This is a genomic window from Candidatus Eremiobacterota bacterium (assembly GCA_031082125.1).
In the GTDB taxonomy this organism is placed as follows: Bacteria; Vulcanimicrobiota; CADAWZ01; order CADAWZ01; family Ess09-12; genus Ess09-12.
Map to the genome: position 1 here is coordinate 15,381 of JAVHLM010000009.1, position 12,420 is coordinate 27,800.

10 protein-coding genes are annotated in these 12,420 nt (G+C 54.8%); 6 read left to right on the top strand and 4 right to left on the bottom strand.

Annotation, left to right across the window (positions count from 1 at the left end):
• Positions 1-8: 8 nt before the first annotated feature.
• On the bottom strand, positions 9-1,664 hold the full coding sequence (locus tag RDV48_11930) for a type II secretion system F family protein (protein ID MDQ7823497.1): 1,656 nt from the start codon (positions 1,662-1,664) through the stop codon (positions 9-11).
• 171 nt (positions 1,665-1,835) lie between these two features.
• On the opposite strand from RDV48_11930, the gene RDV48_11935 reads away from it, so the two are divergent.
• Genes RDV48_11935 through RDV48_11960 form a run of 6 tightly spaced genes read left to right on the top strand, consistent with a single transcriptional unit; the run spans position 1,836 to position 7,856 of the window.
• A complete protein-coding gene (locus tag RDV48_11935) occupies positions 1,836-3,638 on the top strand; it encodes a SpoIIE family protein phosphatase (GenBank protein MDQ7823498.1) in 1,803 nt (600 codons plus the stop codon).
• Entirely contained in the window at positions 3,635-5,158 is a 1,524-nt protein-coding gene (locus RDV48_11940; GenBank protein MDQ7823499.1) for a PAS domain-containing protein, read from the top strand. The genes RDV48_11935 and RDV48_11940 overlap by 4 nt, the downstream gene beginning before the upstream one ends.
• 23 nt (positions 5,159-5,181) lie before the next feature.
• Positions 5,182-5,547 carry an STAS domain-containing protein gene (locus tag RDV48_11945; protein ID MDQ7823500.1) on the top strand — a complete coding sequence of 122 codons (366 nt, stop codon included), beginning with the start codon at positions 5,182-5,184 and terminating at the stop codon, positions 5,545-5,547.
• 16 nt (positions 5,548-5,563) lie between these two features.
• Entirely contained in the window at positions 5,564-6,193 is a 630-nt protein-coding gene (locus RDV48_11950; protein MDQ7823501.1) for a DUF47 family protein, read from the top strand.
• Positions 6,186-7,124, top strand: a complete 939-nt coding sequence (locus RDV48_11955; protein MDQ7823502.1) for a TIGR01212 family radical SAM protein — start codon at positions 6,186-6,188, stop codon at positions 7,122-7,124. The genes RDV48_11950 and RDV48_11955 overlap by 8 nt, the downstream gene beginning before the upstream one ends.
• A 36-nt stretch (positions 7,125-7,160) precedes the next feature.
• Positions 7,161-7,856: a HAMP domain-containing sensor histidine kinase gene (locus RDV48_11960; GenBank protein ID MDQ7823503.1), complete on the top strand. Its 696-nt coding sequence runs from the start codon at positions 7,161-7,163 to the stop codon at positions 7,854-7,856.
• Here the strand turns inward: RDV48_11960 and RDV48_11965 are convergent.
• The 3 genes from RDV48_11965 to RDV48_11975 all read right to left on the bottom strand — a co-directional run bounded on the left by RDV48_11965 (position 7,819) and on the right by RDV48_11975 (position 12,296).
• On the bottom strand, positions 7,819-8,421 hold the full coding sequence (locus RDV48_11965) for an HD domain-containing protein (protein MDQ7823504.1): 603 nt from the start codon (positions 8,419-8,421) through the stop codon (positions 7,819-7,821). The genes RDV48_11960 and RDV48_11965 overlap by 38 nt on opposite strands.
• Before the next feature lie 422 nt (positions 8,422-8,843).
• Positions 8,844-10,214, bottom strand: a complete 1,371-nt coding sequence (locus tag RDV48_11970; GenBank protein MDQ7823505.1) for an alpha/beta hydrolase-fold protein — start codon at positions 10,212-10,214, stop codon at positions 8,844-8,846.
• A gap of 15 nt (positions 10,215-10,229) precedes the next feature.
• Positions 10,230-12,296 (bottom strand): S9 family peptidase, encoded by a 2,067-nt coding sequence (locus RDV48_11975; GenBank protein ID MDQ7823506.1) that lies wholly within the window; start codon positions 12,294-12,296, stop codon positions 10,230-10,232.
• Between the last annotated feature and the right edge of the window lie 124 nt (positions 12,297-12,420).

Consider the following 12,420-nt stretch of genomic DNA (forward strand, 5'->3'; position numbering starts at 1 on the left):
CCGGGGCGCTAAATATTCTTGATGAGCTGGAAGACAGGGAGAAAGGCCGCGAGGACCACGAAGCCCACGACGATCCCCAGACCGAAAAGCATGAGAGGCTCAATTACCGAGAGGAGGCTTGACGTGGCAGTGTCAACCTCAATCTCGGCAAGATCCGCGAACTTGTTCAGAAAGACCGAGACGTTCCCCACGTGCTCGCCTGCAGCCACCATATAGACCATAGACCGAGGGAACACGGGAAAATTTCCCAGGGCCTCTTCGAGGCTCGAGCCGTGCTCCGAGAGCAGGGTGGCCATCCCCTCAATGGCTTGGTCTATCTCTGAATAGCCCATGGGAGTCTTTTTCAGTGTATCGAGCGCATAAAGAAGGCCCCCGCCCCCGCTCAGCATCACTGCAAGAGTCCTGGCGAGCCTCGCAAGTGCCGAGGCTAACATAAGGTGACCCACGACAGGGAGCCTTGAGAGAAGATCGACTATTCTCCTTCTTCCCGCAGGGTTGCCATATAAATAGGAGAGCACAAGAGCCGCCAGTGCCGCCATTACCAGCGATAAGGACACTGAAACGAGAGGCGTGGAGGTAATTGACAGAAGGGCTCTGGTAGCCCATGGGATCTCTGCCCCCTCAGCCGCGAAAAGAGGCATGAATTTCGGGAAAATATAGAACACCAGGAATGACACCATCAGTATCGATGAGACAAGCACAATAAGCGGGTACACAAGTGCCTGCACAAGATGGCACCTTTTCCTTTCCTCCTTGGCCAGATACTCCGCCATGGCTCTCATACCCTCAGGGAGGTTCCCCATCTCTTCATTCTGCCTCACTACATTGATATAAAAAGAAGAAAAGGCATCGGGGATGAGCTCCATCGCCCTCCATAGGCGGTGGCCCGACTGGACGGAGGCCGAGATTTTATCGGAGATCCGGTTCAGGTTTGCATCGGAAGTCTGGCTGAGCACTTTGAGGGCAGCCACATACCCCAGGCCCGCGTTGAACATCGTGGAGAACTGAAGGGTGAAAAGGCACAGGGAGCGGAGCGAGAGCTTTCTTATAATGCCCTGCTTCACGTGGTCCTGCTTTTTTGCCGGTCCTGACGATGGGCCCCGCGCCGCGCCGACCTTCGAGCCTTCCCCTGCCGGTGGTGCCGGCGAGGTTTCCCTGCCGGGGAGCTCTTTTCTTTGAATGCCGGCCTGCCTTGCTCCCGCGTCCTCCCTGCCGGTGAGCCCTGTCGCCCTTTCCGAAGCCTTTTTTGACTCCGCCTTTCTCCTCACGGCGATCTTCCTCAGCGACTCACGGATTCTCGGATCCAGACTCACCAGGAGCTCATAGTCCTCTTTTTTCAGCAGATAGGCCGTGATATCTTCTTCGGCCCTTACGGAAGCCATGCGGACCCTCTCATCGAGGTGAGCAATCTCGCCGAAATAGCTGGGGGCCCTGAGGGTGGCGACCTTTATCTCACGGCCTTCCCCATCCTCCCTGAGGACCGACACCGACCCGGAGGTGAGGATATAAAAAGCCGAGCCGGCGCTTCCTGCCCTGATGACATAGCTTCCCTTGTCAAATGTTATCCTGATAAGCTTTTCCTCAAGGCTGAGGAGGACTCTCCCCGGGACTCCTTCAAGAAAGTCCAGTCTCTCAAGCATTTCCCTCAGATTTTCTTTTTTCACGGGCACCGCTCTTCTCCTTCGAGGCGCCTTCCCGGGGGACGCCGTTTCACCCTGGGGAACCTGCCCATCAGGCATTTGATGGAATCTTATTCATTAAAGGTGCTTCTCTCTCCTCCCTGGCCCCTCATTGACAAGAGGGCACCGCGGCAGTATAATCAGAAAGATCCGGGAATGCACAGAGAAATCCATAATCCCGGCGGCGCGCACGAGGAACGTATGGAAGACCGCTATAAGTTTTACTATGCCATCGGGCGCCTTTTCAACTCGAGCCTCAATATAAACCTGCTCCTGGATATTGTGCTCTCCAGGATCGTCGAAGAGATGAATGTCGAGGCGGGATCTTTCTGGCTCTATGACAACGAGCGCGAGATGGCCATCTGCAGCTCCTGCCAGAGCCCTGGAGGCAACGCCGTCAAAAGCTCATCGATCAGCGTGAACATCGGCGTCAAAGGTTACTGCATGCGCAACAGGAAGTCCATCATCATCGAGGACACCTCGCAGGTCCCCTGGTTCAACAACGAGTTCGAAAAGAAGATGAAGCTCAAGACGCGCAACATGCTCTGTATTCCCCTCATGCACAAGCAGGGCCTCATGGGGATCCTCGAGCTCATCAACAGCAGGCGCACCCCCATACCCTTCACGCAGGACGACATAGATCTGCTGGAGCCCCTGGCGAACACGGCGGCCATGGCCCTTCACAGCGCCCACCTCTTCACCGGCATCGCCGAAAAGGACAGGATGAAGAAGGAGCTTGAGTTCGCATCGTTCCTGCAGTCGGCCATTCTCCCCATCAAGAAGATCGCCACGCCCTTCTTCGAGATGCGCGCCAAGCTCGTGCCCTCCAAGGAGCTGGGCGGCGATTTTTATGACTGGCGCGAGCTCGACGAGGACAAGTTCCTCTTCCTTATCGCCGATGTCTCGGGGAACGGGAACCCCGCCGCCATCTTCATGGCCATCGTGAGGAGCGTCCTCTGGACAGTGAGCAATTTCTTCCACGATCCCCAGAAGATCTGTGAAAAAACCAACGAGTTCGTGCGAAAATCCACAAGGATCGATATGTTCGTCACGCTCCTTCTTCTCATAGCCGACATGAAGAAAAAGACCCTCAAGTATGTCTCGGCGGGCCACAATTCCGGCCTTCTCATCAGGAAGGACGGGGAGCGCATTCCCCTGAAGACCAAGGGCCTTCCGCTGGGAGTCATCGAAAAATCCACCTATGAGCAGAAAGAGGTCACCATCCAGGACGACGACCTCCTTATTCTTTACACCGACGGCATCACCGAGACCCTCAACGCCGACGAGGAGGAGTTCGGAGAGAAGCGCCTTGAGAAGCTCATCATGAAGTACAGGAACCTTGAGATCAAGGAGATATTGAACCTCATACTGAACAAGCTTGACAACTTCTCTGAGGGAAGCGAGATACAGGATGACCGCTGCATGCTCATGGTGAGGCTGAAGGAGGGCGCCGATGTCTCGAAGCTTGCCAGGTCCAAGCTCCGCTCCTTCAGCATGAATGTCTCTAACGAGATGAGCGAGGTGATAAAGATCCTTGAATATATAGAGAAGCTGGCCCAGAGCGCCGGGTTCTCAAGGGAGGAGATCAACGACATCCTCATCTCCACCGAGGAGACCTGCGTGAATGTGATAAGATATGGGCTCCCCCGCAAGGAGGTAACCCACTTCGAGATTGAGTCCTTTGTGGAGGGCGACAAGCTCACCATCACGGTGAAAGATCGGGGGGTCCCCTTCGATCCTACGAGATTCATCGATTCCGCATCCAACTATCCCTCCAAGCGCAGGGAGGCAGGCGGGTACGGCCTGCTGCTCATCAGGCAGCTCATGGACGAGATAAATTATCAGTATGACGAGGAAAAGGGCAACACGACGACGCTCATCAAGATCAAGAAGAAGATAAGGCTCGAGCCCGAAATGCAGAAACTCATCAAGGTTGATGCCCTCAAGGGAGCAAAATGAATACGGCGAAAGCACTTCATGTGATGCTTGTTATCGGGGACAGCGCCCTCAGGGAGCACTGCGCGGCGCAGCTCTCCCTTGAGCCCACGCTCCACCTCACCTCCCTCGAGAACAGCGATGAGGCTTTGCGGGAGCTTGCCGCCATGAGCTATGACATGGTCATCATCGAGGGGGGGGGCAGGACCGGGATACCTGGTGACTTCATCAGGAAGATAAGGACAGACTACCCTGCCCTTGGAATAATCCTCATCCTGGACGGCAGCGAGGACATGAAAACCATGCTGCCTGAGCTTGAAGAGCTGAGGGTGAACCTGGCGACAAGGGCTGAGCTCCTGGAGTTTCCCGCCCGGTTCCCCCATGTCATTGCCAACATCAAGCTCAGGAAAAAAGAGAGAATCGAGTGCGAGGAGCGCATCAGGACAATCTACGAGCGCATGAAAAGCATCTTTGACACTCTCGGGGAGCGCCATGTCGAATCCATTGCCATCATTGACTCAAGCTACAGGGTTCATTTTCACAACAGGCGCGCCGCCGAAGGGAAGGAAGCATCAAGGGATATGCCCTGCTTCAGGCTCTATTACGAGCGGTCAACGCCCTGCGAATTCTGCCTCCTTAAAAAGGTCCTCGAGAGCGACAGCCTCATGAGCACCGAGATCTCCACCGAGGAGGGCAGGGAATACTTCCTCATGATGATGCCCTTTGTTGACAGCGACGGCGAGAGGAAGGTCCTCAGGATCATGAGGGACATCACTGAGTGGAGAACCCTGAACAGGCAGATGCAGCGCCAGGTTGACGAATTCTTCAGCATCTTCAACTGCCTGGACCTCGGGATCTATATAGTCGATCCCGAGACTTACACGATACTGGCGGCAAACACCCAGGCCATCAAGCTTCTGGGCGAGAATCCCGTTGACAAGAAGTGTTTCGAGGTGCTCCTCAAAGGCCACTCGGCGCCTTGCTCACACTGCGATAACGCCCTCATCTCACGGGGGATCATCCAGTCGGGGACACTGCCCTGGGAGTTCAAATCGGCAGCCCATGACCGCTGGTACCGCTGCATCAGCAAGATAATCTCATGGCCGGGGAAAAAATTCGCCAAGATGGAAGTGATAATGGACATCACGGAATCAATGCGCACCGAGCGTGAAATCAACACCCTCAGGGTCTTTAAAGATAAAATAAGGGCACTCCCCCACCTTGCCCTCATGGAGTTTGACAGGAAGGGCAAAATCATATATGCTAACGAGGCCTCGGCGGCGATGCTGGGAAACTGTTCCGAGGAACTCATGGGCCTCTTCATATGGCAGCTCCCCGATGATTCGTGCAAGGAGGCCATCTACCGCACCATCGAAAGACCGGGAGCGACGGACAGGGAGGCACTGGAGTGCACCCTCAACGGGAAGGAGAAAAAGGTGGAAGTCCATCTTAACTTCATCCTGCACAGGGATGTGAAAGGGAGCCTCATCGACGGGTCGGTCTTCATCATTGAAAAGCCCAGAAAGATCACCAGGTTCTATTGATTCACCGCACAGGAGGTGTTTTTATGACAGCAATAATCAAGGAATCATCAATAAATCCAGACTATACCATACTGAAGCTCAAGCACAAGCTTGACACCGTTTCAGCCGAGGTGTTTGAGACGCAGATAAACGAGCTCATCACCAAAGGGAAAACCAATATCATCATAGATTTCGAGGAATCAAACTACCTGAGCAGCATGGGCCTCAGGGTCCTTTTCTCGGCATCACGCCTCCTCAATGAGCAGAACCGGCGCCTGATCCTCATCAACGTGGGTCCCACGGTGATGAAAGTCATCAATATAGCCGATTGTGCCGATCTCTTTGAGATCTTCGAGAGCGAGGAGAAAGCCCTTGCAAGTCCCGGATCCAACCCGACATGCAAAGGATGACAGGGAGGACTGCCATATGAAGCTTCAACTTTTCCCCAAGAATGTAAAGTTCTTCGATCTCTTCAAGGAGGAGAGCGACCTCGTTGAGAAGGCCGCTGAGGCCCTTAACGGGCTTTTCTCAAGCTTTGAGAATATCGAGGAGAAATGCAGCACCATCAACAGGCTTGAAAACGAGTGCCACACGCTGGTGAGAAGGATCAACAAGGAGCTTTACCGTAACTTTATCACCCCCCTGGACCGCGAAGACATCCACTCTATCAACCGCAGGCACCACGAGGTGGCTTTCATAATCAAGGCCATCTCGGTGAGGATAGGCCTTTTCAACCTCCCTTCCCTCACGGCCCCCTCGGTGGAGATCATCTCGATCTTCAACAGGATGATCAAGGAAATTAAATCCCTGATGGACGGCCTTGAGAAGATCAAGGACATTGATGAGAACATGAAGCGCATCGAGGAGATGAAAAAGCAGGCTGAAACGCTGCTTCGGCTCGCTTATGCCGAGCTCTACGAAGGCTCCCGCAAGACGCCGGAAGATGTGCTCTATATCCTCCAGTGGTCGCAGATTTATGATCTCATCCAGCAGGCCCTTGAGTCCACCGAACGGCTTGCCACTGTCATAGAGGGCATCACGCTGAAGAATGGCTGAACTTGATCCCCTTGAGCGGCATTACCGCACCTACCCGGTGTACCTGCGGAGGCGCTTCGGCGCCCCTGTTTTCCGTATCAGCATTGACGCCGGATTCAGCTGCCCCGGCAGGGACGGGGGAAAGCCCTGCATTTACTGCAACAATGAGAGCTTCAGCCCCTCACTTTCCAGGAGCACAAAGCCCGTGAGCTTCCAGATAAGGGAGGCCCTCGCCAGGAGAAGCTGGAGGGGCCGTTACGGGGGCTTCATTGCCTACTTCCAGCCCTATACGAACACCTATGCACCTGTAAAACACCTCAAGGCTCTTTACGAGGAGGCTCTCGCCGTTGATGGCTGCCTGGGGATCTCCATCGGGACAAGGCCTGATTGCGTCGATGGCGCGGTCCTTGATCTCCTCGCCGAACTTGGCAGCCGGGCCTTTATCACCGTCGAGTACGGCCTCCAGTCGCCCCATCAGGAAAGCCTCCTATGGATGAAACGGGGCCATACGCTCGAGGCATTCCAGGATGCCGTGCGGAACACCTCATTGCGGAGCATTGCCACTGGTGCCCATATCATCCTCGGCATCCCCGGCGAGACAGAGCCACAGATGCTTGAAACGGCTTCAATTATCTCGGGGCTCCCCCTCACGTTCCTCAAAATACACCAGCTCCAGGTGGTAAGGGGTACGGTGCTCGCCGAAATGCATGACAAAAATCCCTTTCCCCTCTGGAGCCTCGGGAAGTACGCCTCCTTTCTCTGCGATTTCATTGAAGAGCTGAGATACGACCTGGTGATCCAGCGCCTCTACTCCCATTCCCGCCCCGACCTTCTGATAGGTCCCCTCTGGGGCGGGGACCGGCACCATATCGAAAATTTCATTCACAGGACCATAAGGGCAACAGAGGTTCAGCAGGGAAGGAGAAGAGGCGGCCAGGAAGGGAATCCATGAAAGATAGAGAAGGCATGCCACAGCGAGGTGAGCTCCATGCAGAATGAAACACCGGTGAACGACCCTTTTCTCTCAATCGTCTCCCATGACCTCAAGGCTCCCGTCGGCCTCATCATCACCTACTCCTCGATGCTCAGGGATTCCCTCAACCTCTCTCACGACGACCATGACATCCTGGATGAGATCCTTCTTGCTGCTCATTCCCTGCAGATACAGGTGAACAACCTGGTGAACGCAACGAAAATAAACAGGGGTGACCTGCTGTACGACATGAAGACTTATCATCTCAGGAGCCTCATAGACCATGTTCTGGAGATCATCCAGCCCCAGTGCAGAACCAAGGGGATCGAGATAAAGAATTTCATTGACGAGAACCTCTGGATCAAGGGCGATTTCGAGAAGCTCCAGGAAGTCCTGATGAACCTCGTCAAAAATGCCATCCAGGCTTCGCCAAGAAAAAGCACCGTCACCGTGGCTGCACGGAAAGAGGGAGGAAATGCTGTGATCGAGGTCCAGGATGCAGGGAAAGGGATAGAACCTTCGGATCTCGAGAGGGTCTTCCTCGCCGGGGAGAGGGGGTCTGACAGGAAAACCGGCGCAGGCCTGGGTCTCTATATCGCCCGAGCCATCGTGAGAGCTCACGGGAGCGATATCAACGTGGTGAGCGAGCCCGGCAGGGGAGCCTCCTTTTCATTCAGCCTTCCGCTCTCCGACCCCGAGAAGGAGGAATAGGCTTCTCTTCCCTTCCGAAAACAGCTTCGACCTCCTGCCTGAAATCCCGGAGCAGATTCTCATGGGGCGTGCATGCAAGCCTTTCCTGGAATATCTCCAGCAGGGCGCGGTAATACCAGCACTGATCCGCCATGGAACGCTTGAAGCGATTCCAGAGCCTCTCCTTATGGGTGATATAATCACGGTGGATTGTTCTTATGTTGTCAAGCTTGTCAGCGATCTCCACAAGAAGGCACCTCTCATTCATGCTCCTCAGGCTTGCAACGGTGCTCTCCTTTCTCTCTTCCCAGGACCTGCTCTTGTCGCTCTGTGACACTGCCTCAACGAAGGCCGTGACTTCGGGACCGAATTCCGCTGCAAGGTCGGCAGCCGTTGTTCTTGTGTCCTCCAGTGTGTCATGGAGGAGCGCTGCGGCAATGACCTCATCTTCGCAGCCCGCTTCTATGAGAATAGCCGCAGCATTGAGCGGGTGGATGAGATAGGGCAGCTCCGTGCCCTTCCTGAACTGCCCCCTGTGGGCTCGCTCAGCAAAGGCCAGGGCCCTGAAGACAAGCTCTCTCTTCACATGCACCTCCTCCTCTGCCGAAAGCACCGGTACTCGCCGTACAATAAAAAAACCCCGGAAGACTGCTCCATATATTTATAGGAGTTATCCCTCATGACCCCGGTCAAGAGTTTGAAGGATTTTGGCCCAGTGTGCCTCCCGGGGCGTGAAACTCGCCCTTGTACTTCTCTCGGAAATCGAGGGCTCATTTTCATGGGCCCCCTGTATCTTTCGCCCATATTATTCTTTTATCCGGCCATGAACTCCTTCTCGCCTGATCGCCATGAATCCCAGGAATGGAGCCATTCCGTTTCATGAAAAAAGTGCCGGGAAGGACAACACTTTAAGGTTTTCCATAAATTTCCTGCATGCAAAATTATTTTTTTTTTGCCCTTTTGCATGCAAAAAAAACGGCGTCAAGCAGAGCTCTTTTTCGGCACTTTTCACTCGGTCCGCACACAGCCGAGTTGTCGGGCGAAAAACTCCATCATCTCCTGGAGGTGGATGCGCCAGAAGTTATTGGTGTGGTTCCCGGGGTATATGCGGAACTCGTTCCTGATACCCGCCTTGTCCATCGCAAGCTTCAGGTTGAAGTTATCGCGAAGCGCCCCGCGCTCCTCATCGCCCACCAGAAAGAAAAAATCGGTGTCCTTGGCACCTGAAACAAGTTTTATCACATTGAACTGGTTCTTCTTCCAGGAATTCTCATCGCCGACAAGCTTCCTGAGGGCATCGATTCTCCGGTAGCGGTAGAGATTGTATATGGCTGAGAAGCTCGCCGCCGCCCTGAAGGTACCGGGGTAGCGCGTCGCCAGGTAAAGGGAGCCGAAGCCTCCCATCGAGATGCCTCCTATCGCCCTCTGGCCGCTCACCGGATAGGCGGCCTCGGCGTAAGGGATCAGCTCCTTGATGATATAATCCTCCATCAGGGCATTTGCCGCCTTGGGGCTGTTGATATACCAGCTGGGGATCGTCTCACCCCAGACCCATACGTTCCCGTCCACCCATATCAGAATGATGCCGTACCGCTCTGCAAGCATCTTGACCGTCTCAACCTGGAGCCAGTCGGCCAGGTGCGATCCGCCGTATCCATGGAGCAGGATGAGGAGGGGAAATTTCTGATCTCCCCTGCCGCGAGGGGGCATATAAACCCTGAAAGGCCTGTCGGCGGCGAGGGCCTTGCTTTTAAAGGAGTCTATCCTGCACTCGCCTTCCAGGGCAAGATCGATGGGTATCCAGTAATTCTTCCCGTAGTTGTCATCAACGGTCCCGTCGGGATAGACGAAGGTATAGACTATCACCTCAGGCACCTTCCTCATATTGAAGGGGCCTATGGTGGTTTTGTAGCGCCCCGAGGCGCGGTCCTCTTCCATCTGCTGGACGTTCACCTCAAGGTTGGGGACGGTGTTTTTCAAATACCCCCTGGGGCAGGGATGCCAGCCGTTGACGGACCAGAGGAGCGACGCCGGCTTTTCCGAGTAAATGGTGATCTCATCACTGCAGGTGGGGCCAAGGGGTGAAAAGGTCGCATGGACAACCTTCTTCTCGGTGACCATTGCAAGGGAATTGAGGCTTCCAAGCTCATTCTGCTCGAACCGTTTTGCCTTCCAGTCATAATGCCAGTCCACGCCGTTCACAAGGAACTTGTAAGGATAAAAGCCTTCAGGGACTTCCAGCGAGTGGCGCCATAGCCGTCTTTTCTCGTCAGGCTTCATGGGCGTCACGCCCTTGTTCCAGCTGTTGAATGAGCCTACAAGAAAGACCTCATTGACGGTCTCTGGCCTGCGGGGGGAAAATTCAAACTGAACCTTCACGGCGCTCACCTCTTGCTATTTTCTATGGGCTTCAAACCATTCCATCACCAGCTCAAGGCGTGCCCTCCTGTTGGTGGGCCTGCCGCCCCTTGAAAGCTCGTGGGTCTCGTTCCTGAACCTCACGAAACGGACCTTTTTCCCCAGGTACCTGAGGGCCACGAAGAACTGTTCAGCTTCCCCGAGAGGGGTGAGGTTGTCATTCTCTGAGTGCATGATGAGCAGAGGTGTTGTCACCTTCTCGACATGAAAGAGGGGAGAATGCTTCATCATGCGGGTATAGTCCCTCCAGGGCACACCACCGAAAGCCTGCTCAAAATGGAAGGCGCCGCAGGACATCCCGAAGGTCGAGACAAGGTTGACTATGCTCCTGTGGGACGCGGCGGCGCAGTACCGGCCTGTCTGCGTCACGAGCCAGTTGGTCATATAGCCCCCGTAGGATCCTCCCGTGAGAAAGAGGTTGCTCTCGTCAATGAACCCCAGGCCCTGCACATGGTCCAGGAACTCCATCTGGTCCACCGTGTCAGGTCCTCCCCAGTACCCTTCCACCGCCGCCGTGAAAGCCGTGCCATATCCCCTGCTCCCCCGGGGATTTATGAAGAGCACGCAGTATCCCCGGGCAGCCATGAGCTGCATCTCGTGGAAAAAGGTGTACCCGTAAAGTATGTGGGGGCCTCCATGGATCTGGTGGACCAGGGGGTATTTCTTCTTTTCGTCAAAGCCGGGAGGCGTAAGGAGCCAGCCCTGGAGCTTCACCCCTTCCTTGGTGGTGAACCAGAGCTCCCGGGGCTCTGTCACTTTTGTCTCCTCCTTGAGAAACTCGTTGTACGAGGTGATCCTTTTTATCTCCCAGCGGTCCCCGCTGCGGCGGTAATGATAGATCTCGCCGGGCGACAGCATGTCGCCCCTCAGGACTGCCATGTTCTCCTTATTTCTGTCCATCGAGTAGTATGACACATCATGCTTTGCATCCTGCTCAATCCTCACAGGTACACCGCCATCTGACGGCACCTCGTAAAGATGACAGCCTCCCTGGCGGCTTGCGCAGAAGATCATTTTGCGACCGCCGTCAATAAAAAGGGGCTGCTGCACAAGGTCGTCAAACTCCCTGGTATCGCCGATGAGCATGTTGCTTACGTACCCGTCAAAATCTTTCGTGAGGAGCTCGGTCCCGCCGCCGCCGGAAGGCACCCTGTACAACCTGAGATCCTCGACGCCGCACTTGCCTTTCTCGCCGATATGCCCCGAGAAATAGATATATGAGCCGTCATCTGACCATTCCAGCCCTGCCTTTGAGCCGTACGGCGTCGCAAGGAGCGTGGCTTTCATTGTGGCGAGATCCAGGAGATAGAGGTCATTGCGCTCGTATTCATGGATGGGATCGCTCTCCCTGCCAGAGACAAAGGCCATAGTCTTCCCGTCGGGCGAGAGGGCCATCCCCCCGTCATCGCGGTCCCCCTCGGTAAGGGTTATGATTTCCTTTGTGGATATGTCGATGGAATAGAGGTGAAATTTCCCTGACGGCTTGATGTCTCCACCCTTGGTCTTGTAGGGTATATCTTCTATTATATTATAGGGGCGGTCCTCGTCCTTCTGCTTGTAGTCCGGATCATTGCTCACATGGGTAAGACGCACGGGGGAATCCTGTTCCCTGTAAGTATAGAATACCCTTGTGCTGTCATTGCTCCATATATACTCTCCCAGGCTCCCCTTTTCGGTCATAAGGGGGACTGCCTCCCCGCCGTGAGCGGGCATCATCCAGAGGCCCTTTTTCTTGTCCCTGTCAGACCTGAAAATGACATGGCTTCCGTCGGGCGACCAGAGGGGGTAGCTGTCGTTGTGCTCACCGTAAGTGAAGGGGCGCAGCGCTCCGTCGCCCAGATCGGCCAGGTAGATATTGGAGTGGTATGTGTTTTCCTTGAGATCGGTCCACTTGTAGGAGAAAAGGATCTTCCCGCCGCATGGGGATATCTCAGGCGAGTTGATGAGCTTGATACGGAAAAGGTCATCAATGGAGAGGAGGCGCTTTTCGCCCTGGCCTTCAGCCCCGGCATCGCATTTTTTTTCATTGGTGAGCGTGTTCATTGAAGTCCTCCTGGAGTGGCAAAAATTATGAGAGAATGCCATCCAGTCGAATTCTCGATACCACGCTCCCGCTCCTCCTTTTCCACAGCTTAACAGGCTTTGGGAGGAATTAAAGGAGAGTGCA

Coding starts and splice junctions, on each gene's coding strand:
- RDV48_11935 (MDQ7823498.1), top strand. CDS start 1,836: ATGCACAGAGAAATCCATAATCCCGGCGGCGCGCACGAGGAACGTATG.
- RDV48_11940 (MDQ7823499.1), top strand. CDS start 3,635: ATGAATACGGCGAAAGCACTTCATGTGATGCTTGTTATCGGGGACAGC.
- RDV48_11945 (MDQ7823500.1), top strand. CDS start 5,182: ATGACAGCAATAATCAAGGAATCATCAATAAATCCAGACTATACCATA.
- RDV48_11950 (MDQ7823501.1), top strand. CDS start 5,564: ATGAAGCTTCAACTTTTCCCCAAGAATGTAAAGTTCTTCGATCTCTTC.
- RDV48_11955 (MDQ7823502.1), top strand. CDS start 6,186: ATGGCTGAACTTGATCCCCTTGAGCGGCATTACCGCACCTACCCGGTG.
- RDV48_11960 (MDQ7823503.1), top strand. CDS start 7,161: ATGCAGAATGAAACACCGGTGAACGACCCTTTTCTCTCAATCGTCTCC.
- RDV48_11975 (MDQ7823506.1), bottom strand. CDS start 12,296: ATGAACACGCTCACCAATGAAAAAAAATGCGATGCCGGGGCTGAAGGC.